The organism is Klebsiella sp. I138, from assembly GCF_051131765.1.
GTDB lineage: Bacteria > Pseudomonadota > Gammaproteobacteria > Enterobacterales > Enterobacteriaceae > Klebsiella.
The window spans coordinates 5,244,887-5,266,955 of sequence record NZ_CP180447.1 but is presented as its reverse complement, the minus strand read 5'-3'; the positions used below and the strand labels follow the sequence as shown (position 1 = coordinate 5,266,955).

At 55.0% G+C, this 22,069-nt stretch carries 15 protein-coding genes; 4 read left to right on the top strand and 11 right to left on the bottom strand.

What is annotated here, in order from left to right; genetic code table 11:
* Positions 1–68: 68 nt before the first annotated feature.
* Complete coding sequence (locus ACMYSK_RS24635; RefSeq protein ID WP_434639076.1) at positions 69–1,112, top strand: aminopeptidase; 1,044 nt, start codon at positions 69–71, stop codon at positions 1,110–1,112.
* 90 nt (positions 1,113–1,202) lie between these two features.
* Here the strand turns inward: ACMYSK_RS24635 and cysH are convergent, their stop codons facing one another.
* The 3 genes from cysH to cysJ all read right to left on the bottom strand — a co-directional run bounded on the left by cysH (position 1,203) and on the right by cysJ (position 5,554).
* On the bottom strand, positions 1,203–1,937 hold the full coding sequence (cysH, locus tag ACMYSK_RS24630) for a phosphoadenosine phosphosulfate reductase (RefSeq protein WP_434639075.1): 735 nt from the start codon (positions 1,935–1,937) through the stop codon (positions 1,203–1,205).
* A gap of 105 nt (positions 1,938–2,042) precedes the next feature.
* Positions 2,043–3,755 (bottom strand): assimilatory sulfite reductase (NADPH) hemoprotein subunit, encoded by a 1,713-nt coding sequence (gene cysI, locus ACMYSK_RS24625; RefSeq protein WP_434639074.1) that lies wholly within the window; start codon positions 3,753–3,755, stop codon positions 2,043–2,045.
* Positions 3,755–5,554 carry an NADPH-dependent assimilatory sulfite reductase flavoprotein subunit gene (gene cysJ / locus ACMYSK_RS24620; RefSeq protein ID WP_434639073.1) on the bottom strand — a complete coding sequence of 600 codons (1,800 nt, stop codon included), beginning with the start codon at positions 5,552–5,554 and terminating at the stop codon, positions 3,755–3,757. Before cysJ ends, cysI begins: the two co-directional genes overlap by 1 nt.
* Positions 5,555–5,873: 319 nt before the next feature.
* Here cysJ and queD point away from each other — a divergent pair, with 319 nt between their 5' ends.
* Positions 5,874–6,236 (top strand): 6-carboxytetrahydropterin synthase QueD, encoded by a 363-nt coding sequence (gene queD / locus ACMYSK_RS24615; protein WP_434639072.1) that lies wholly within the window; start codon positions 5,874–5,876, stop codon positions 6,234–6,236.
* Positions 6,237–6,315: 79 nt separating this feature from the next.
* On the opposite strand, the gene queE is transcribed toward queD, so the two are convergent.
* The gene (queE, locus tag ACMYSK_RS24610) at positions 6,316–6,987 is read right to left on the bottom strand and encodes a 7-carboxy-7-deazaguanine synthase QueE (RefSeq protein ID WP_434639071.1); all 672 of its coding nucleotides are present in this window, start codon (positions 6,985–6,987) and stop codon (positions 6,316–6,318) included.
* A gap of 512 nt (positions 6,988–7,499) precedes the next feature.
* On the opposite strand from queE, the gene ACMYSK_RS24605 reads away from it, so the two are divergent.
* Positions 7,500–8,609 (top strand): SDR family oxidoreductase, encoded by a 1,110-nt coding sequence (locus ACMYSK_RS24605; protein ID WP_434639070.1) that lies wholly within the window; start codon positions 7,500–7,502, stop codon positions 8,607–8,609.
* Positions 8,610–8,677: 68 nt separating this feature from the next.
* On the opposite strand, the gene eno is transcribed toward ACMYSK_RS24605, so the two are convergent.
* From eno to rlmD, 5 genes are all read right to left on the bottom strand, one after another.
* The gene (gene eno / locus ACMYSK_RS24600; RefSeq protein WP_434639069.1) at positions 8,678–9,976 is read right to left on the bottom strand and encodes a phosphopyruvate hydratase; all 1,299 of its coding nucleotides are present in this window, start codon (positions 9,974–9,976) and stop codon (positions 8,678–8,680) included.
* An 81-nt stretch (positions 9,977–10,057) separates the two neighbouring features.
* Complete coding sequence (gene pyrG, locus ACMYSK_RS24595; protein ID WP_434639068.1) at positions 10,058–11,695, bottom strand: glutamine hydrolyzing CTP synthase; 1,638 nt, start codon at positions 11,693–11,695, stop codon at positions 10,058–10,060.
* 223 nt (positions 11,696–11,918) lie between these two features.
* Positions 11,919–12,710 (bottom strand): nucleoside triphosphate pyrophosphohydrolase, encoded by a 792-nt coding sequence (mazG, locus tag ACMYSK_RS24590; protein WP_434639067.1) that lies wholly within the window; start codon positions 12,708–12,710, stop codon positions 11,919–11,921.
* A 133-nt stretch (positions 12,711–12,843) separates the two neighbouring features.
* Positions 12,844–15,081 carry a GTP diphosphokinase gene (gene relA, locus ACMYSK_RS24585; RefSeq protein ID WP_434639066.1) on the bottom strand — a complete coding sequence of 746 codons (2,238 nt, stop codon included), beginning with the start codon at positions 15,079–15,081 and terminating at the stop codon, positions 12,844–12,846.
* Positions 15,082–15,190: 109 nt separating this feature from the next.
* A complete protein-coding gene (gene rlmD, locus ACMYSK_RS24580) occupies positions 15,191–16,495 on the bottom strand; it encodes a 23S rRNA (uracil(1939)-C(5))-methyltransferase RlmD (RefSeq protein WP_434639065.1) in 1,305 nt (434 codons plus the stop codon).
* A gap of 168 nt (positions 16,496–16,663) precedes the next feature.
* Between rlmD and barA the strand changes: the two genes are divergently transcribed.
* Complete coding sequence (barA, locus tag ACMYSK_RS24575; protein WP_434639064.1) at positions 16,664–19,417, top strand: two-component sensor histidine kinase BarA; 2,754 nt, start codon at positions 16,664–16,666, stop codon at positions 19,415–19,417.
* A 100-nt stretch (positions 19,418–19,517) separates the two neighbouring features.
* Here barA and ACMYSK_RS24570 read toward each other — a convergent pair whose 3' ends face one another.
* Positions 19,518–20,657 carry a glycerate kinase gene (locus ACMYSK_RS24570; RefSeq protein ID WP_434639063.1) on the bottom strand — a complete coding sequence of 380 codons (1,140 nt, stop codon included), beginning with the start codon at positions 20,655–20,657 and terminating at the stop codon, positions 19,518–19,520.
* Positions 20,658–20,727: 70 nt separating this feature from the next.
* Complete coding sequence (gudD, locus tag ACMYSK_RS24565) at positions 20,728–22,068, bottom strand: glucarate dehydratase (protein WP_434639062.1); 1,341 nt, start codon at positions 22,066–22,068, stop codon at positions 20,728–20,730.
* Position 22,069 lies beyond the last annotated feature (1 nt).

The window sequence follows — 22,069 nt, the reverse complement described above, 5'->3', positions numbered from 1 at the left end:
TGTTTAACCGCGGTCACAGTTTCATACTAAGAGCGTAAAATTATTCCTCTCGAGAAAGGACCCCCTCTATGTTTTCCGCGTTGTGCCGCCGCCTTCTTCCCCTGGCGCTTGGCGCAGGTTTTGTCTTCTCCGCCCCGGCATTCAGCGCTATGGGCGAAACCGCAAATACCCAGGCTCGTCATATCGCGACTGTTTTTCCCGGAAGGATGACCGGTACGCCTGCTGAAATGCTGTCGGCGGACTATGTGCGTCAGCAGTTTGCCCAAATGGGCTACCAGAGCGACATTCGTAGCTTCCATGCGCGCTATATCTACATCAATGCGGATAAACGGAAAAACTGGCAAAACGTCACCGGCAGCACCGTGATTGCCGCCCATGAAGGGACTGCTCGCCAGCAGATCATTGTGATGGCACATCTCGATACCTATGCGCCGATGAGCGATGCGGATGTTGAACACAATCTTGGCGGCCTGACCCTGCAGGGGATTGACGATAATGCCGTCGGCGTAGGTGTTTTGCTGGAGCTGGCCGAACGGTTGAAAAATGTGCCTACCCACTACGGCATTCGTTTTATCGCCTCGAGCGGTGAAGAAGAAGGTAATCTTGGTGCGCAAAACGTACTCAAACGGATGAGCGATGCAGAGAAGAAAAATACGCTGCTGGTGATTAATCTCGATAACCTGGTGGTAGGCGATAAGCTCTATTTTAATAGCGGACGCAGCACGCCAGCCTCGATTCGTAAGCTTACCCGGGACCGTGCCCTGGCCATCGCGCGCAGTAAAGGGATTGCTGCTTACACCAATCCCGGCCTGAATCATGATTATCCGCAGGGCACTGGCTGCTGCAATGACGCCAGCATTTTTGATAACGCGGGGCTCCCGGTTCTTGCAGTGGAGGCCACGAACTGGTCGCTGGGCAAGAAAGATGGCTATCAGCAGCGCAACAAATCCGCCTCTTTTCCTCAGGGGACCAGCTGGCATGATGTGCAGTTAGATAACCAGCAGCATATCGATAAAGCTCTGCCGGGTCGTATCGAACACCGCAGCCGCGATGTCGTCAAGGTCATGCTGCCGCTGCTCAAAGAACTGGCGAAGGCGGAGAAGCAAAGCTGACCGGACTGGCTGCATTGACGAACAATCCCCGCTGAAGCGGGGATTCCTGTATTCCTGCACATATCACTATGTGCGACTAACGCACTAATCTTACCCTTCGTGCAGTCCGCACTCGCGTTTCAGACCAAAAAAGCGCGTCTCTTCTTCCGCCATTCCCGGTTCCCACTTGCGGGTCGTATGGGTATCGCCCACCGACAAATAGCCCTGATCCCACAGCGGGTGGTATTTCAGGCCGTGCTTTTGCAGGTACTGGTAAACGGTACGGTTATCCCAGTCGATAATCGGCAGCAGCTTAAAGACGCCGCGCTGAATCGCCAGCACCGGCAACGTTGCACGACTGCCGGACTGTTCCCGGCGCAGCCCCGCAAACCAGGTCCGGGTATTCAGCTCTTTTAACGCCCGGTTCATGGGTTCGACTTTGTTGATCTCATTATATTTCTCAATGCCATCAACGCCCTGCTCCCACAGCTTACCGTAGCGCGCTTCCTGCCAGGCAGGACTGGTCTCGGCGCGATAAACCTTCAGATTCAGCTGCAGCTTGTCGGTAAGCTCATCAATAAACTGATAGGTTTCCGGAAACAGGTAGCCCGTATCCGTCAGGATCACCGGAATATCCGGGCGGATCTGATTGACCAGATGCAAGCTGACCGCCGCCTGAATGCCGAAGCTGGAAGAGAGCGCATAGTCACCGGGTAGATTTTCCAGCGCCCATGCCACGCGATCTTCGGCGCTGAGTTTCTCCAGCTGAGCGTTGATTTCCGCCAGTTGCAAAATGCGATCGACCTTCGGTAACTCGTTAAGGACGTTTAGATCGAGTACGGACATAAAGACCTCACTTACCTGTTTCGCCGGGCGGAACTGCGTGTGCCCGGTCTATAAAATCAGAACGCCCGATAAGCATAGCCTTATCAGGCATCGGGCAATGCTGAGTTATTCCCAGAAATCACGGGCTGGGTCGAGCACCGGGCGAATAATGCCCGCACGCACCGTAAAGTCACCGAAGCATTCACCCGCTTCGCGCTCGTTCGCCCAGCGCCCTACCAGTTCGTCAATCGAGTCGAGGATCTCGGACTCGGTAATATTCTCGCGATACATACGTGGAATACGCGTCCCGCTACGGTTGCCGCCGAGATGCAGGTTATAGCGGCCAGGCGCTTTACCCACCAGCCCGACTTCCGCCAGCAGCGCACGCCCGCAGCCGTTCGGGCAGCCGGTCACGCGCGTCACGATATGCTCATCGCCCACGCCATGCTTACTCATCACCCCGTCGACCTTATCGATAAACGACGGCAGGAAGCGTTCTGCCTCAGCCATCGCCAGCGGACAGGTCGGGAAGGAGACACAGGCCATCGAGTTTTCACGCTGCGGGGTGACGGCGTTCATCAGCCCGTGATCGCGCGCCAGCTTTTCGATCCGCGCCTTTTCCGCTTCCGGGACGCCGGCAATAATCAGGTTTTGGTTCGCCGTAATACGGAACTCGCCCTGGTGGATCTTCGAGATCTCCAGCAGGCCGGTTTTCAGCGGACGGCCTGGATAATCGAGGATACGACCGTTTTCAATAAACAGCGTCAGATACCATTTATCATCGATCCCTTTTACCCAACCGATGCGATCGCCGCGACCGGTGAATTCATAGGGACGGAGCGGTTCAAACTTGATGCCTGCCCGGCGCTCAACTTCGGCCTTGAAGGTCTCAACGCCAACGCGCTCAAGGGTATATTTGGTTTTCGCATTTTTACGATCGGTACGGTTGCCCCAGTCGCGCTGGGTCGTGACCACCGCTTCCGCCACCGCCAGCGTGTGTTCCAGCGGCAGATAGCCAAACTCGCTCGCCGTACGGGCGTAGGTTTTTTTGTTACCGTGCTCAATAGACAACCCGCCGCCCACCAGCAGGTTAAAGCCTACCAGCTTGCCATTTTCAGCAATTGCCACGAAGTTCATGTCGTTGGCGTGCAGATCGATATCGTTCTGCGGCGGGATCACCACGGTCGTTTTAAACTTACGCGGCAGGTAGGTCTGACCGAGGATCGGCTCTTCGTCAGTGGTGGCAACCTTTTTCTGATCCAGCCAGATCTCAGCATAGGCGCGGGTACGCGGCAGCAGATGCTCAGAGATCTTTTTCGCCCACTCGTAGGCTTCAGCATGCAGCTGAGACTCGTTCGGGTTAGAAGTGCACAGCACGTTACGGTTCATGTCGTTGGCGGTCGCCAGCGCATCCAGGCCAACCGAGTGCAGCATCTGATGCACCGGCTTCACATTCTTCTTCAGAATGCCGTGAAACTGGAACGTCTGGCGGTTAGTCAGACGAATGCTGCCGTAAATGGTGTTATCTGCGGCAAATTTATCGATCGCCTGCCACTGCGTGGTGGTGATAACGCCCCCCGGCAGACGGCAGCGCAGCAGCATCGCATGACGCGGCTCCAGCTTTTGTGCCGCACGCTCGGCGCGAATATCGCGGTCATCCTGCTGATACATGCCGTGAAAGCGAATCAGCAGGAAGTTGTCGCCTTTAAAGCCGCCGGTGAGGGGGTCGTTTAAGTCTTCTGCGATCGTGCCACGCAGGTAGTTGCTCTCTACCTTCATGCGCTCTGCATCAGTCAGTTTACCTTCGACCACCAGAGGTCCTGGGTGTTTTTCGCTCATTAGTAGACATCTCGCTGATAACGGCGCTCAACGCGCAGCTCACTTAAAAATTCGTCCGCCGCTTCGGCGTCCATCGCGCCGAATTCGGCAATCACTTCCAGCAACGTCTGCTCAACGTCTTTCGCCATACGATTGGCATCGCCGCAGACATAAATATGGGCACCGTCATTAATCCAGCGCCACAGTTCGGCCCCCTGCTCGCGCAGCTTGTCCTGAACATAGACTTTTTGTTGTTGATCGCGGGACCAGGCCAGGTCGATACGACTCAGTACGCCTTCTTTAACGTAGCTTTGCCATTCCACCTGATAGAGGAAATCTTCCGTAAAGTGCGGGTTGCCAAAGAACAGCCAGTTCTTACCTTCCGCGCCGTCCGCCGCACGCTGCTGCATGAACGCCCGGAAGGGTGCAATACCGGTCCCCGGACCAATCATAATCACCGGGGTCTGTGGGTTAGCGGGTAGGCGGAAGTTGTCGTTATGTTCGATAAAGACGCGGACTTCGCCATCTTCTTCCAGGCGGTCGGCCAGGAAACTGGAGGCACCGCCCGCGCGGGCGCGACCTTCGATATCGTAACGAACAGCGCCAACGGTGATGTGGACTTCGCTCTCCACTTCCGCCTGCGACGAAGCGATAGAGTACAGGCGCGGCGTCAGCGGACGCAGCAGACCGATCAACGTATCGGCATCCAGCTGCGCCGGGGAGAAACGCACCATATCGACAATCGGGGTGGTCGCAGCGTAATGCTGGAGCTGTGCTTTATCGCCGACCAGCGGCAGCAGCGTTTCGCTACGGGTTAAGGTCGCGTAATTTTCAACAATATTGCCGGTGTTCACCGTCAGTTCAAAGTGCCATTCCAGCGCGTCGGCCAGCGGCAGTGTTTTGCCGTCAACGGTGACGGGTTCATCACCTTTTAGCCACAGCAGCTCAACCAGCTCTTTGACCAGCGCCGGATCGTTTTGATACCACACGCCCAGCGCATCGCCAGGCTGGTAGCGCAGACCAGAATCAGCGAGATCGATTTCAATATGGCGGACATCTTTTTCAGAATCGCGACCGGTGATTTTCTGATTCACCGCCAGCGTCGCCGTCAGCGGAGCTTCTTTGGTATAAGGGCTGGAGTGAATGTCATTTACCGCGCCACTCACTGCCGCCTGAACCGGAGCGGCGGCAGGGGCGCGGGCTTTCAATACATCGACCAGGCGCGCACGCCATTCCGCCGCCGCAGGCTGGTATTCCACGTCTGCGTCAACGCGATCCAGCAGGCGTTCGCCGCCCAGCTCAGCCAGTCGGCTGTCAAAATCCTTCCCGGACTGGCAGAAGAATTCATAAGAGGTGTCGCCCAGGCCGAAGACCGCAAAGGCGGTGCCGGTCAGCGCAGGCGCTTTTTTCGAGAACAGGAACTTATGCAGCGCAACGGCCTCTTCAGGCGACTCGCCCTCACCTTGCGTTGACGTCACGATAACCAGCAGCTTTTCGGAGGCAATTTGTTTGAATTTATAGTCGCCTGCGTTTACCAGTTTCACGTTCAGCTGTGCTGCCAGCAGATCGTCACGCAGCGCTTCAGCCACACGACGAGCGTTGCCGGTTTGCGATGCTGAAATAAGGGTAATGCCCGGCATTTCTGCAACCTGAGCAGGAACCGAGATTGCCGCGCCGGACGGCTGATTCAGCACGCCCCAAAAGTAGCCGGAAACCCAGGCGAGCTGGGTCGGTGTAAAGTCTGTCGTGGCCGCCTGAAGGCGCGCCATTTGCTCCGGGTTCAGCGGGAGCAAATTGGAAGGTGGGACCTGTGTCGTCATGCGTCGTTATGTTCCAGTAAGCAAAGCTGTTATTCGCACCCTGTCAGCGCGGCAAAAACAGAAGAGAATGTAAGGTTAACGGCGCTGATAGTAACAATTAAAGAAGGGATGGAAATAACAAATAACCAAATGGACTAACCTGTTTTAGTTATAGTTATTAACAACAAAAGCGATTAATCAAGCCCATGAAACATAAAGAGATATTATGAGCCAACCGGGCAAATGTGTCTGTTTTTCACTCAGGGCCGTTTTAGTTAATGATAAAAAAACCACTTTCCGGTACCCTACGGCGGTTTTTTTGTCTTATTGAGAGTAAAAGATGTCCACCACCCTGTTTAAAGATTTCACCTTCGAAGCCGCCCACCACCTGCCTCACGTACCGGAAGGTCATAAGTGCGGTCGCCTGCACGGTCACTCTTTTATGGTGCGTCTGGAGATTACCGGTGAAGTCGATCCCCACACGGGCTGGATCATGGATTTTGCCGAACTCAAGGCCGCGTTTAAGCCGACCTACGATCGCCTGGATCACTTCTACCTGAACGATATTCCCGGCCTGGAAAACCCAACCAGCGAAGTGCTGTCCCGCTGGATCTGGCAGCAGGTCAAACCGGTCGTTCCGCTGCTGAGCGCGGTGATGATTAAAGAGACCTGTACCGCAGGCTGCATCTATCGCGGCGAATGATGCTCTGACCGGGAACATATCGTTTCCCGGCCCGCAGAACAGAAAGGCCCGGTTCGCACTGTGCGACCGGGCCTTTTTATCAGGCAATATTCAGATACTTGTGCGTCTGCATGGAGAGTCGCCAGTTACGGGCGATACAGGTTTCAATGCACAGACGCGTGGCGTCGTCTTTCTGGCTGATGGGCTGCAGGGCGATGATCCGCGGTTTGTCATCACTCAGCGTATCCAGCAGTTCATCCAGCGCTTCGATATCCCGCACGCGACCTACCGGATGCTTAATTTCATCTGCTCGCAGCAGCGCCTGCGACAGCACATCATAACCACCGCGCATATTAACCTTCGGTGATACGGTCACCCAGGTGTTAGGGCTGCAGCGCACTTCATGGGTACCGCTGGTTTCAATCTGACAGCTGAACCCGTTTTGCTCCAGCAGCGTGGTCAGCGGGGTTAAATCATGAATGCAGGGTTCGCCGCCGGTGATGACAACGTGGCGCGCGGTCCAGTCCTGACGCCCGATGATTGCCAGCAGATCTTCGCCGCTTGCGGGGCCCCATTTATCACTCTCTTTGGTTTTCGCCAGAATGCTAAACAGCGACACTTCCCGATCGGCAAGTTTGTCCCAGGTATGTTTGGTATCGCACCAGGCGCAACCAACCGGGCATCCCTGCAAACGGATAAAAATGGCAGGCACGCCGGTAAAGTAACCCTCGCCTTGCAAGGTCTGGAACATCTCGTTAATCGGGTACTGCATAATCATCTCTGTTTAGGTTCGAAACGATCATTATCGCAGATTTAAGCGCCGAGGTCTTGTCCCCGGCTGCGATTGCCGGTTGTCAGCACTTCCTGAAGTCATACTATGGTTATAGCCCATCAACCAATAAAAATCCGTTCCTTCGTCTTTATCCGCCCTTCACTTTAGAAAAAGTCAGCGGCGAGAGAAATAAACCACGCAGGATTATTTCTGCATGTATTTCAATTTTTATATGGCTGCTTTTGGTGTAACTAAATATGTTAGAAATTACATTTCAACAAATATATAAAACCGATTAACCATGAAACAATAACCATGAAAATCATGCATGTACAAATGGAAACATGAAAAACAGAATCTTCTTTGTTGCGCCGATGTCCAATGCTATCCACGTCCGTTCGTAACCTTAATTCGGTCTTAAGGAAGCCTTTCCGCCGGCCATTTTCCATTGAGTCTCCGTTTAGTTTCAGCCGCCTAGAATCCAGTCGACCAACCATGATGAGACTGCGTTCATGAATACATTATTAATTACAGGCGTTACCGGATTTCTGGGGGGAGCGGTTTTAGAGAATATCCTGAACCAAAAGAACGGGATTAATCTGCTGCTTTTAGTTCGTGCCGATAATGGTGAAGCGGCTCTTGCTCGGGTCAAAGAAAACATGCGCAAGTTCAATGTCTCTGAGGAGAGACTGGCGGCGCTGGGCACCCAGCATATTCTGGCAGGTGATTTAGCCAACCCCGCAGAATTTCTGTCCGACCCGCGTCTGGAACAGGTGACCCATGTGCTCAACTGCGCGGCCGTCGCCTCCTTTGGCAATAACCCGCTCATCTGGAAAGTGAACGTGGAAGGTACCCTGCAGTTTGCCCAGCGGATGTCCCGGGTTGCCGGGCTACAGCGTTTCCTGCACGTTGGCACCGCCATGTCATGCTCTCCAGAACCCGACTCTCTGGTCGCTGAAAGCGCCGAGTTTCGTGAACGTGCGGAACACCTCGTCGAGTACACCCACTCCAAATCGACGATAGAACAGCTGATGCAGCAGACGTGCCCAACGCTGCCGTTGACGATTGCCCGTCCTTCAATCGTTGTGGGCCATACCCATCACGGCTGCCAGCCCTCCAGCAGTATCTTCTGGGTATTCAGCATGGGCTTAATGCTGCAAAAATTCCTCTGCTCTATGGAAGACAGGATCGATGTTATCCCCGTCGACTACTGCGCCGATGCGCTGATGATGCTGCTCGATAACCAGCTGGCTCAAGGCGAAGTCGTGCATATTTCAGCAGGGGAAGAGAATAGCGTGAAGTTTGCGGAGATCGATCGCGCCATGGCTTCTGCGCTGGAGCAGGTTCCCGTTGGCGATAAGTATGCACAAGTGAGCTACGAGACGCTGGTCAAGATGCGTCGTGAGCTGAAAGATATTTTTGGTCCATGCAACGAGCGCTTGATGCTGAAAGCAATGCGTCTCTACGGCGCCTTCGCCACGCTAAATGTGCGATTTAGCAACGACAAGCTGCTCAGTCTGGGAATGCCAAAACCGCCGCGCTTTACCGACTATATCGATCGCTGCGTGCAAACCACCCGCGGGCTTACTATTCCGCAGCAGATGGCGGTCGATTTTAAGTAATCACCGTAACCCAGCTAAAAAAAATGCCAGTCCGAAGACTGGCATTTTCATATCAGATAAAGACAGGCTTATGCCTGACCTTTGATCTCTTTACGACCGTTGAACGGTGCTTTTTCGCCCAGAGCTTCTTCGATACGAATCAGCTGGTTGTATTTAGCAACGCGGTCAGAACGGCTCATGGAACCGGTTTTGATCTGGCCTGCAGCAGTACCTACCGCCAGGTCAGCGATGGTTGCATCTTCAGTTTCGCCAGAACGGTGAGAGATAACGGCAGTGTAGCCAGCATCTTTCGCCATTTTGATCGCAGCCAGAGTTTCGGTCAGAGAACCGATCTGGTTGAATTTGATCAGGATGGAGTTAACGATGCCTTTGTCGATACCTTCTTTCAGGATCTTGGTGTTGGTTACGAACAGATCGTCACCAACCAGCTGGATTTTGTCGCCCAGTACTTTAGTCTGGTATGCGAAACCATCCCAGTCAGACTCGTCCAGACCGTCTTCGATAGATACGATCGGGTACTGTTTGGTCAGGTCTTCCAGGAAGTGAGTGAATTCTTCAGAGGTGAACGCTTTGTTGCCTTCGCCGGCCAGAACGTATTTACCATCTTTGTAGAATTCAGACGCAGCACAGTCCATCGCCAGAGTGATGTCGGTACCCAGCTCATAGCCAGCAGCTTTAACCGCTTCAGCGATTACTGCCAGAGCTTCAGCGTTGGAGCCCAGGTTCGGCGCGTAGCCACCTTCGTCACCAACTGCAGTGTTCATACCTTTAGATTTCAGAACCTTAGCCAGGTTATGGAACACTTCAGAACCCATACGTACGGCTTCTTTCAGGGATTTAGCGCCAACCGGCTGAATCATAAATTCCTGGATGTCGACGTTGTTGTCTGCGTGCTCACCACCGTTGATGATGTTCATCATCGGAACCGGCATGGAGAATTTGCCCGGAGTGCCGTTCAGCTCAGCGATGTGTTCGTACAGCGGCTGGCCTTTAGAGGCAGCAGCTGCTTTGGCGTTAGCCAGAGACACAGCCAGAATTGCGTTCGCACCGAAGTTAGATTTGTTTTCAGTACCGTCCAGGTCGATCATGATTTTATCGATGCCAGCCTGATCTTTGGCGTCTTTGCCAAGGATTGCCTGAGCGATCGGGCCGTTGACTGCGCCAACAGCTTTCAGTACGCCTTTACCCATGAAACGGGATTTGTCGCCATCGCGCAGTTCCAGCGCTTCGCGGGAACCAGTAGAAGCACCTGACGGAGCTGCTGCCATACCAACGAAACCACCTTCCAGGTGTACTTCGGCTTCAACAGTCGGGTTACCACGGGAGTCGATGATTTCACGACCGATGACTTTAACGATTTTGGACATTAGGTTTTCCTCAGTACAAGTTAAACTAAAACTCCAGACAAACAATGCACCCGAATGGGTGCATTGCCGTACTAACTCTTTTTACTTCGCCTGACGCTTTTGATACTCGCTTGCCGCTTTCACAAAACCAGCGAACAGCGGATGGCCATCACGCGGCGTCGAAGTAAACTCCGGATGGAACTGACAAGCAACGAACCACGGGTGATTCGGCACTTCGATGATCTCGACCAACTGATCATCCCCGGAACGGCCCGCAACACGCAGACCCGCATTTTCAATTGGTTTCAACAACATGTTGTTGACTTCGTAGCGGTGACGATGACGCTCAGTGATAGTCGATTCACCGTACAGCTGGCGAACCAGGCTTGCGTCGTCCAGCTGGCACTGCTGTGCGCCAAGGCGCATGGTGCCGCCGAGGTCGCTCTTCTCAGTGCGCACCTCAACGTTGCCTTCTTCATCACGCCATTCAGTAATGAGTGCCACTACCGGGTACTTACAGTCTGGCACAAATTCTGTGGAGTTGGCGTTTTCCATCCCCGCTACGTTGCGCGCAAACTCAATCAGCGCAACCTGCATACCCAGACAGATGCCCAAATATGGAATATTGTTTTCACGCGCATAGCGTGCAGTGGCAATCTTCCCTTCAACGCCACGGTAGCCGAAGCCACCAGGGATCAGGATAGCGTCTAAATTTTTCAGAATTTCGACGCCGCGCGTTTCCACATCCTGCGAATCAATCAGCTTGATGTTAACGGTCACGCGGTTTTTCAGACCACCGTGTTTCAGCGCTTCAATCACGGATTTGTAAGCGTCCGGCAGTTCAATGTACTTGCCGACCATACCGATCGTGACTTCACCCGCCGGGTTAGCTTCTTCGTAGATAACCTGTTCCCATTCGGCCAGGTTTGCTTCCGGACAGTTTAAGCTGAATCGTTTACAAATATAATCGTCCAGCCCCTGAGATTTCAACAGGCCCGGAATTTTATAAATGGAATCGACATCTTTCAGAGAAATAACAGCCTTTTCCGGAACGTTGCAGAACAATGCAATTTTAGCACGTTCGTTGGCCGGCACCGCGCGATCGGAGCGGCAGATCAGGATATCTGGCTGAATACCGATGGAAAGCAGCTCTTTAACGGAGTGCTGAGTCGGTTTGGTTTTGACTTCACCCGCTGCTGCCATGTACGGCACCAGGGTCAAATGCATAAACAGGGTATGCTCGCGGCCGATTTCTACCGCCATCTGACGGATAGCTTCAAGGAACGGCAGGGATTCGATATCACCGACGGTACCGCCGATTTCAACCAGCACCACGTCGTGACCTTCGCCACCGGCAAGCACGCGCTCTTTAATTGCGTTAGTGATGTGCGGGATAACCTGTACGGTTGCGCCCAGATAGTCACCGCGACGCTCTTTACGCAGCACGTCGGAGTAAATACGACCCGTGGTGAAGTTGTTGCGACGGCTCATTTTGGTGCGGATGAAGCGCTCGTAGTGACCCAGGTCCAGATCGGTTTCAGCGCCGTCTTCAGTAACGAACACTTCCCCGTGTTGGATTGGGCTCATGGTGCCCGGATCGACGTTGATGTACGGATCCAGTTTCATCATGGTTACGTTAAGCCCACGGGCTTCGAGAATAGCGGCCAGGGAGGCTGCGGCAATGCCTTTACCCAGAGAGGATACGACCCCGCCGGTCACAAAAATATAGTTCGTTGTCATGCTGAACCTGAGAAGTTAGGGTGAAACGATGGAATAACCAGGACGGGAAAGTAGTATACCCGAACACGACGAGCGCCACAAACTTTCATTCTCCGTCTCCTTTCCAGGCTATGACAAACATAAGGAGTGAGAAAATAGCCCCTTTTGGGTAAATGTTTTTGACGCAAATCAAGCGCTTGTCATTTAAAAAATCACACAAATAGCGCTTGATCGCAAAATTCCGTTAGAGATCAGTTTCCTGCCGTTTTACCTCTTGCCACACTTCTTCCATGATATTGAGGTCTACGCCAGTCATTTCCAGCCCGCGAGCGGCGACAATTCGTTCGACTTCGCGGAAGCGGCGTTCGAATTTCAGGTTCGCTTTCTGCAAGGCCACTTCGGCTTTTACCCCTAAATGGCGGGATAAATTAACCGTTGCGAACAGCAGGTCGCCCATTTCCTCCTCCAGTTTAGCTTCATCCACGACGGCCTGCTGCGCCTCGTGCATAACCTCGTCAATCTCTTCATGCACTTTGTCCAGCACCGGGCCAAGGGACGTCCAGTCAAACCCGACCGCCGAGCAGCGACGCTGAATTTTATGCGCGCGCATCAGCGCCGGCAGGCTGTGTGGAATATCGTCTAGCGCGGAATGCTGCGCCTTTTCCGCCCGCTCAGCGCTTTTAATCTGCTCCCAACGCGCCAGGACTTCGGCACTGTTACCGGCAGTGGCATCGCCGAAGATATGCGGATGGCGGCGCTCCAGTTTGTCGCTGATGGCGGCGCAGATGTCGTCAAACGCAAAACGGCCCTCTTCCTGCGCCATCTGGGCGTAGAACACCACCTGAAACAGCAGGTCTCCCAGCTCGCCGCGCAGATCGTCGAAATCTTCGCGGGCGATGGCATCCAGCACTTCGTATGTCTCCTCAAGGGTATACGGAGCGATAGTAGCGAAGGTCTGCTCTTTGTCCCACGGACAGCCGTTTTCCGGATCACGCAGGCGTTTCATAATGCCAAGCAGGCGATCGATTTGGGTCATAGTGATTCCTTGCAATAGAGTGTTTTTATACCTTCTCCCGGCTAAAACGCGGGGGAAATCAGAGTGGCTCGCGGGTCAACAATGCGCGCAACCCTCCCCCGCCAGGGAGAGGGTTGCATGAGAGGGAAAGTCATTACCCGCCGTGCAGGCGGCGGGCATCAATGACATCCGGAACCTGGTTCAGTTTTCCAAGCACCCGGCCCAGCACCTGCAGGTTGTAGATCTCAATGTTCATATCGATGGTAGCCAGCTGCTGTTTGGTATCACTCCGGCTGGCCACGCCAAGTACGTTCACTTTTTCGTTGGCGAGGATGGTGGTGATATCGCGCAGCAGGCCGCTGCGATCGTTAGCTACTACGCGTACGACCAGTGAGTAGCCGGCGGAATAGCTTTCCCCCCAGACCGCGTCAACGATGCGCTCCGGAGCATGCGATTGCAGCTCAGCCAGCTGATCGCAGTCCGCCCGGTGCACGGAAATCCCGCGCCCCTGGGTGATAAAACCAACGATCTCATCCCCAGGTATCGGCTGGCAGCAGCGCGCGATGTGATGCATCAGATTGCCAACGCCTTCCACAACCACCCGGCCATTGTCTTTGCTGCGATTCTGCGGCGCCCAGCTTTTCTGCTGCAACTGCTTCAGCGCCGCCGCATCCTGTTCTTCGGCGCTCGGCTTATTGAACTGCGACTGCAGGAAGTTAACCATCTGATTAAGACGGATGTCTCCGCCGCCAATGGCCGCCAGTAGCTCATCCAGCTCATTGAAGTTGTAGCGCGGCAGAAGATGCTTTTCGGCCTCTTTGAGGCTGATGCCCAGATGCTCCAGTTCATCATCGAGAATCTGTCGCCCGGCGAGAATATTTTTGTCGCGATCCTGCTTACGGAACCAGGCGTGGATTTTGGAACGCCCGCGGCTGGTGGTGACATAGCCAAGGTTCGGGTTCAGCCAGTCTCGGCTCGGATTTGGCTGCTTCTGGGTAATGATTTCAATCTGATCGCCCATTTGCAGCTGATAGGTGAACGGCACAATACGCCCGCTGATTTTGGCACCAATGCAGCGGTGGCCGACATCGCTGTGGATATGGTAGGCAAAGTCGAGCGGCGTGGAGCCGGCGGGTAAATCAACGACGTCACCTTTTGGCGTAAAGACGTAAACCCGGTCGTCAAAGACCTGGCTACGGACCTCATCCAGCATTTCGCCGGAGTCAGCCATCTCTTCCTGCCAGGCGATCAGCTTACGCAGCCAGGCAATACGATCTTCATAACCGCGCCCGCCACCAACGACCGCCCCGGCACCTTCTTTGTACTTCCAGTGCGCGGCAACGCCCAGCTCCGCATCTTCATGCATCTGCCGGGTACGAATCTGGATCTCAACCGTTTTACCGCCGGGGCCCAGCACTACGGTATGAATCGACTGGTACCCGTTTGGTTTTGGGTTGGCAACGTAATCATCGAACTCATCCGGGAGATGACGGTAATGCGTGTGCACGATCCCCAGAGCGGCATAGCAGTCCTGCAGGCGCTCCGCGACAATACGAACCGCACGCACGTCAAACAGCTCATCAAAGGTGAGATGTTTTTTCTGCATTTTTCGCCAGATGCTGTAGATGTGCTTCGGCCGCCCGTACACTTCAGCTTTGACGCCTTCCGTTTTCATTTCTGAACGTAAATGGCCGACGAATTCATCAATGTAGTGTTCACGATCGATGCGGCGTTCATGCAGCAGTTTGGCGATACGCTTGTATTCATCAGGATGCAGGTAGCGGAAGCAATAGTCTTCCAGCTCCCATTTCAGCTGGCCGATGCCTAAGCGGTTGGCCAGCGGGGCATAGATATTGGTGCACTCTTTTGCCGCCAGCACGCGTTCGTCTTCGGGCTCATCTTTGACTTCCCGCAGGTGGGCTATTCGCTCGGCGAGCTTAATAACCACGCAGCGGAAATCGTCGACCATCGCGAGCAGCATGCGACGAATATTATCGACCTGCTCAGAGGAGACGGAGTCGGTGTGGGTAGCTTTGAGCTGGCGAATCGCGGCCATATCGCGCACGCCGTGAATCAACGTCACGACGGATTTGCCGACGCTCTCCTGCATCACCTCTTCGGTGACAACGTTACCATCCGCCAGCGGGAACAGCATCGCGGCCCGCAGCGTATCAATATCCATGCTCAACGTAGAGAGAATTTCCACCATCTCCACGCCGCGCCATAACAGCAGATCCGCTCGAGGATGTCCCTGCGTTTTCTCGCGACAATAGTCCCAGGTTTCGGCTAAGCGTTCACACGACTGCTGGCTGGAAATTCCCAGACTCGCGATCCATTTCTTCGGGTCAAATTCACCAGCTTTATTTAGATGTGCACTTCTTACCGCAACCATTGTCCTCTCCTTAAGGGACCTGGCCTGCCGAAGTCGGCAAGCCTCAACGTTGACACTTCATCCTTCAGTACGCCGGGGGGTTGACTACCTCGGCCTGCTCCGAACGATTCTATGTATCTCTGTGCTCAAACAACACCATTGATTCCAGATGTCCGGTATGCGGGAACATGTCCAGCATGGCCAGGCGTTGAATCTGATACCCCGCCTGCAGCAGTTGTTCGCTATCGCGTGCTAACGTCGCCGGATTACAGGAGACGTAGACGACGCGACGCGGGGCCAGTTTTATAATGTGTGGTATGACGCCCGGCGCGCCGGCGCGCGCCGGGTCGAGTAATATTTTATCAAAACCATGCTTCGCCCAGGCCTGACGGGTAACATCTTCTTCCAGGTTTTCATGAAAGAATGTCACGTTGTGCAACTGATTGAGTGCGGCATTTTCTCGCCCCTTCTCGACCAGCGCCGGAACGCCTTCGACGCCCACGACATGGGACGCGCGCGTAGCCAGCGGCAAGGTAAAATTACCCATACCGCAGAACAGATCGAGCACCCGGTCCTGCGGCTGAATATCCAGCCACGTTAGCGCTGTCTGTACCATCAGTTGATTGACGCCATCGTTCACCTGGATGAAGTCGCGCGGGCTAAACATTAAGCGTAGCCCGTCTGAGGTATACCATGGCGCTTCTCCACGAATATGTTCCAGTATCTCGCTTTGTGGCGCCAGGTACAGAGCAAGACCGTGTGATTGCGAAAATCGTTCCAGTTTTTCTTTATCGCCGGCGGGTAGCCCAGCCGTGTAGCGCAGAACCATTAACGGACCGTTGTCCGCCAGCACCAGCTCGACATGTCCAAGCTGACGCTGTGCTTTCAGTCCGGACAGACACTCGCGCACCGCCGGCAGCAATGCCTCAAGACTGGGCACCAAAATGGGGCACTGCACTACATCGACAATGTCGCTGGAGCCGGCCTTGCGAAAGCCTATCTGCAATTGTTGGGTCTTTGGCTGATAATTCAAGCTCAGACGCGCGCGTCGGCGGTATCCCCACGGTGCAGCGGCTATAATGTCGTCGACATCCCGCTTCATCAGCCGGGCAAGCGCGGCACGTTTACTTTGCTGCTGGAGCTCAACGCTGGCATGCTGCTGCTGGCAGCCGCCGCAGGTACCGAAATGCGGGCAGCGCGGCGCCTGGCGCTGCGGGCTGTCATTAAGACGGCGTTTTACCTGCGCCCGGGAGTACTGTTTTTTGTCTTCAACGACGATAACTTCAGCCTGTTCCTGCGGTAATAAGCCATTAACAAATAGCGCTTTACCATGGTGACGAGCAACGCCCTGACCAAAGGGATCGAGGTCATTGACTGTAACGGTTATGATCTGGCGCGTCGTCACACGCCGTTTTGCAGAGTAGAATTGCGCCATCGTAGAGATTTGTCTCAATCAAATAAACTGACTCTATACACGAGTCCATTCAAGTACATCGGTGGCGGCGAGTACACGTTCCCGGCGGCAAAGAGAAGCCCGTTGCCGGAGCCACCCACGCAGAAGCACTTGAAGGATGAAGCGTATATTCTCCCATAATGGAACCGCATGACCAACTACAGCCTACGTGCTCGCATGATGATTCTTATTCTGGCGCCCACCGTTCTCATCGGTTTGCTGCTCAGTATTTTCTTCGTCGCACATCGCTACCACGACCTGCAGCGCCAGCTGGAAGACGCCGGAGCCAGTATTATTGAACCCCTGGCGGTCTCCAGTGAATATGGCATGAATCTGCAAAACCGCGAGTCCATCGGCCAGTTGATTAGCGTTTTGCATCGCCGTCATTCCGACATTGTGCGCGCTATTTCCATCTATGATTCGCAGAACCGGCTGTTCGTCACCTCCAATTTTCAGCTCGATCCCGGTGAACTGCGCCTGGAAAACGGAGAAAAATTCCCCCGTCAGCTGAGCGCGGTGCGCAAAGGTGATGTGATGATTCTGCGTACCCCTATCGTCTCAGAAAGCTATTCACCCGACGAATCGCCGACGACGGATGCCAAAATGCCCGGCAACATGCTGGGCTATGTCGCCCTCGAACTGGATCTCAAATCGGTGCGGCTACAGCAGTACAAAGAGATTTTTATCTCCAGCGTCATGATGTTGTTCTGTATTGGCATTGCGCTGATCTTCGGCTGGCGTCTGATGCGCGACGTGACCGGTCCGATCCGCAATATGGTGAATACCGTTGACCGAATTCGTCGCGGCCAGCTGGATAGCCGCGTCGAAGGGTTTATGCTCGGCGAGTTGGATATGCTGAAGAATGGCATCAATTCCATGGCAATGTCGCTGGCGGCCTATCACGAAGAGATGCAGCATAATATTGACCAGGCGACCTCCGATCTGCGCGAAACCCTCGAACAGATGGAGATTCAGAACGTTGAGTTGGATCTGGCGAAAAAGCGCGCCCAGGAAGCGGCGCGCATCAAATCAGAATTCCTTGCCAATATGTCTCACGAGCTACGAACGCCGCTCAACGGCGTCATTGGCTTTACCCGCCTGACGCTGAAAACCGATTTAAACACCACTCAGCGCGACCACCTCACCACTATCGAACGCTCGGCGAACAACCTGCTCGCCATCATTAACGACGTGCTGGACTTCTCCAAGCTGGAAGCGGGCAAACTGATTCTTGAAAGCATCCCGTTCCTGCTGCGTAATGCGCTGGATGAAGTCGTGACCCTGCTGGCACATTCGGCGCATGATAAGGGGCTGGAGCTGACGCTGAACATCAAAAATGATGTTCCGGATAATATTATCGGCGACCCCCTGCGCCTGCAGCAGATAATCACCAACCTGGTGGGGAATGCCATTAAGTTTACCGAACATGGCAATATTGACGTGCTGGTCGAACAGCGCGCGCTGAGCAACACCAGCGTACAAATCGAAATTCAAATCCACGATACCGGTATTGGGATCCCGGAACGCGATCAGTCCCGTCTGTTCCAGGCTTTCCGCCAGGCCGATGCCAGCATTTCCCGCCGCCACGGCGGCACCGGGCTCGGGCTGGTGATTACCCAGCGACTGGTGAAAGAGATGGGCGGAGATATCTCATTCCACAGCCAGCCAAATCGCGGTTCGACATTCTGGTTCCATATCAACCTCGATCTCAACCCCAACGCTGCTCAGGAGAGTCCGCTGACCCAATGCCTGGCGGGCAAAACGCTGGCGTATATCGAAGCCAACGCCACGGCGGCGCAGTGCACCATGGAGCTGCTGGCTACCCTGCCGCTGGAAGTGGTGTATAGCCCGACATTTTCCGCACTGCCAGAGGCGCACTACGATATCCTGCTGGCCGGTCTTCCGGTTTCGATGCGTGACCTGACGCAGCAAAAGGATAATCTGGCGAAAGCCTGCGCCATGGCCGATCATTTACTGCTGGCACTTCCCTGCCATGCACAGATAAATGCCGAAACCCTGAAGCAAGACGGCGTTGCCGCCTGCCTGCTCAAACCGCTGACCGCCACGCGGTTAATCCCGGCGCTCACGGCCTCCTGCCGCACTCGCGCGCCGATCGTGCTACCCCATTCGGACAGTAGCAAGCTGCCAATGACGGTCATGGCAGTGGATGATAATCCGGCGAACCTGAAGCTTATCGGCGTGCTACTGGAAGATCTGGTGCAGCACGTTACGCTCTGTGATAGCGGCCAGGGCGCCGTCGAGCAGGCCAAAGAGATGCAGCTGGATCTGATTCTGATGGATATTCAGATGCCGGATATGGACGGTATTCGCGCCTGCGAGTTGATTCGCCATCTTCCTCATCAGCAACAAACCCCGGTGATTGCCGTCACCGCTCACGCCTTTGACGGGCAAAAAGAGAAGCTGATGAAAGCCGGTATGAATGACTATCTGGCGAAGCCCATCGAAGAGGATAAGCTGCACAGCCTGCTGCTGCGCTATCAGCCGGGAAGGCATGTCGCGCCGCTGCGGGCCCCCGAGCCCGTCGAACCTCCCGTCGATCACAACGTGACGCTCAACTGGCAGCTGGCGCTGCGCCAGGCCGCCATGAAGCCGGACCTGGCCCGAGAGATGCTGCAAATGCTGATCGCCTTTATGCCTGAAGTGCGCAATAAAGTGGAAGAGCAGCTGGTTGGCGAAGAGCCGGAAGGGCTACTGGACTTGATACATAAGCTCCACGGAAGCTGTAGCTATAGCGGGGTACCGCGGCTGAAAAAGCTGTGCCAGACCCTTGAAAGCCAGCTGCGCGCCGGTACCGCCGCCGAAGAGCTGGAGCCGGAGCTGCTTGAACTGCTGGATGAAATGGATAATGTCACGCGAGAAGCATGCAAAATGCTGGGAATATAAGCGCCCAGGCCCGGACAGCGCAGCGCGCGTCCGGGCCTGGTCAAAGGGTAAAATCACGATTCATCTCCCCGGCAAGCGTCGCGCTAGCGGGGAAAGCGCGCTAAAGCTTACGCCCCATGCTCAGCACTGTGGCAACGTTTCTCGCCGTCATGCGTACATTATCTGCCGCATTCTCCAGCGCCTCCTCCAGGGTGCATACTGAATAAATCACGCTGAATACCGCATCCAGCCCGTGCTGGTGAACAATACCCACATCGGCGGTCAGGCTGCCGGCAATAGCAATAACCGGCACATTAAAACGCTTCGCAACCTTCGCAACGCCCACCGGCACTTTGCCGTGGACAGTCTGACTATCAATGCGCCCTTCACCGGTAATCACCAGATCGGCATCAGCCACCAGCTCGGCGAGATGCAGCGCATCGGTCACTATCTCGATCCCTGGACGTAATCTGGCGCCACAGAAAGCATACAGCGCAGCTCCCATACCGCCCGCCGCGCCCCCGCCTTCAAGATGAAGCACGTCGACCCCTAAATCGCGTTGGATAATGCGCGCAAAATGCGCCAGCGCGCGATCGAGACGGACGATCATCTCCGCCGTTGCGCCCTTCTGCGGCCCAAAGACCGCCGCCGCGCCTTCCGGGCCCGTCAGCGGGTTGGTGACATCGCAGGCCACGTCAATACGACAATCGGCCAGGCGACTATCCAGTTCGCTGAGGTCAATTCGCACCAGCTGATCCAGTGCACCGCCGCCCGAGGCTATTTGCTGATTATCGGCACTCAGCAACTTTCCGCCCAGCGCCTGTACCATCCCGGCACCGCCGTCGTTAGTCGCGCTGCCGCCGATACCAATAATAATCTGCTGTACGCCCGCATCCAGCGCGTGACGAATCAGTTCCCCGGTTCCCCAGGTGGTCGTGAACAATGGGTTACGGCATGCCGGTGGCACGCTTTCCAGGCCGCTGGCCGCCGCCATTTCGATAAACGCACAGCGCTCATCGCCGGAAAGACCGTAAAAAGCGTTGACCGGTTTACCCAGCGGGCCGGTAACCGTAACCTGCACCAGACGCCCCTGAGTGGCGGCGACCATCGCTTCGACAGTCCCTTCTCCGCCATCGGCAACAGGCAATTTGACATACTCTGCTTCAGGATAAACCTCCTGAAACCCCGCTTCTATCGCGCTCGCGACATCCAGGGCACTCAGGCTCTCCTTGTATGAATCCGGTGCAATCACTATTTTCATACGCTGTCCTTAATATGAACCAACACCCGGTAGCAAAACTATTCCGGTTCCCGCAGGAACCGGATTTTCCTTAGCGCACCATGCACGGACGCTTGTTGTCAAACGTCCAGTTCGGGATCAGATATTGCATCGCCGTCGCATCATCACGCGCGCCAAGACCGTGTTTTTTATACAGCTCATTAGCCTGCATGACCCGGTCCATATCCAGCTCGACGCCCAGGCCAGGTGTGGCAGGCACCTGCACCATACCACCTTTGATCTCAAAAGGTTGTTTGGTCAAACGCTGATTGCCTTCCTGCCAGATCCAATGGGTATCGATGGCGGTGATTTTGCCTGGCGCTGCCGCTGCAACGTGGGTAAACATCGCCAGCGAAATATCGAAATGGTTGTTGGAGTGCGAACCCCAGGTCAAACCAAATTCATGGCACATCTGCGCCACGCGAACCGATCCTTGCATGGTCCAGAAGTGCGGATCCGCCAGCGGAATATCCACCGATTGCAGGGACAGAGTATGTCCCATCTGACGCCAGTCGGTGGCAATCATGTTAGTGGCCGTAGGCAGGCCGGTGGCACGACGGAACTCCGCCATGACCTCACGCCCGGAGAAGCCTTGCTCAGCACCGCAGGGATCTTCTGCATAGGCCAGCACGCCTTTCAGCTGCTTACCAATCTTGATGGCTTCATCCAGGCGCCAGGCGCCATTCGGGTCAAGCGTCACGCGCGCCTGCGGGAAACGTTTCGCCAGCGCGACTATCGACTCCGCCTCTTCCTCACCCGCCAGCACGCCGCCTTTGAGTTTGAAATCGTTGAAGCCATACTTTTCATAAGCGGCTTCCGCCAGGCGTACGACGGCATCCGGCGTCATCGCCTCTTCGTGACGAAGCCGGTACCAGTCGCATTTCTCATCGGTCTGGCTTTGATAGGCCAGCGGCGTGGCATGACGATCGCCGACGAAGAACAGGTAGCCCAGCATTTCGACTTCGCTACGCTGTTGACCATCGCCCAGCAGAGAGGCGACGTTAACACCAAGATGCTGTCCCAGCAGATCCAGCAGCGCGGCTTCAATTCCGGTGACGACGTGAATGGTGGTACGTAAATCGAATGTTTGCAAACCACGGCCGCCGGCATCGCGGTCGGCAAAACGGCCGCGTACCGCGCCCAGGACATTCTTGTATTCACCAAGCGTTTTACCGACGACCAGTTCAGCGGCCTCTTCCAGAGTCTGACGGATTTTTTCTCCGCCGGGGATTTCCCCCACGCCGGTATGGCCGGAGTTGTCTTTGATAATCACAATGTTGCGGGTGAAATACGGAGCATGTGCCCCGCTAAGGTTCATCAACATACTGTCGTGACCGGCAACCGGAATAACCTGCATGGCGGTGACGACGGGGGTAGAAAATTGCGTGGTCATG